The 726-nt window shown below is 37.3% G+C and carries 1 protein-coding gene; it reads left to right on the top strand.

Translation table 11 applies throughout. The annotated features are described in order from the left end of the window. Positions 1-96: 96 nt before the first annotated feature. Positions 97-726: IS1634 family transposase (locus tag H5119_RS20010; protein ID WP_182703484.1), on the top strand; the 630-nt coding region annotated here is incomplete at its 3' end.

Genomic DNA, 726 nt, shown 5'->3' with positions numbered 1-726 from the left:
CAGACATTGATCAGACCAATTTCAAAAATTTCGATTTAATTTAAACGCTTAATTCTCTTTAATTTGATAAAATAACATCTCAACTTTGAGGTGTATATGAATCTAAAAATCAAACGGTTAGACCATCACGGTATTGTTTCAGGTGTTATAGAAGACTTAAAAATTGTCAGCCTTTTAGATCAATACTTACCTCAAGACGATAAACAAGAAATCACCCCCGGTGAAGCTGTAAAAGGCATGATCATGAATGGACTCGGTTTTGCCAATCGACCTTTATCACTCAGCCCTCAATTTTTTACTAACTTGCCTCTTGAACATTTATTTCGTGAAGGGGTTCAAGCATCACATTTTAATCGTCACAAACTTGGTAGAACTCTCGATCAATGCTTCGAGTTTGGCTGTGAAAGCTTATTTTCATTAGTCTCCGGACAAGCATGTGAAATAGAGCAAGTTGATAAAACCTTTGAATCACTTGATACAACGAGTCACTCACTGACAGGTGAATATGCTTTTGATGATGAAGATAGTGATGAAAATGTCATTAAAATTACTCATGGCTATAGCAAGGCTCACCGTCCTGATTTAAAACAAGTCGTACAAGAAATCATTGTTAGCCAAGATGGTGGGATCCCGCTTGCATGTAAAAACTGGGATGGTAACAGCGCAGACACCGCTATTTTTAAAGCGCGAAGTAAGGCGCTTGTTGATGAGTTCAAAAAAAGCCAA

Origin of the sequence: Pseudoalteromonas sp. SG45-5, from assembly GCF_014164085.1 — a bacterium.
GTDB classification, from domain to species: domain Bacteria; phylum Pseudomonadota; class Gammaproteobacteria; order Enterobacterales; family Alteromonadaceae; genus Pseudoalteromonas; species Pseudoalteromonas aliena.
The sequence above is the reverse complement of the archived record's forward strand: the minus strand, read 5'-3'. Positions and strand labels throughout refer to the sequence as shown.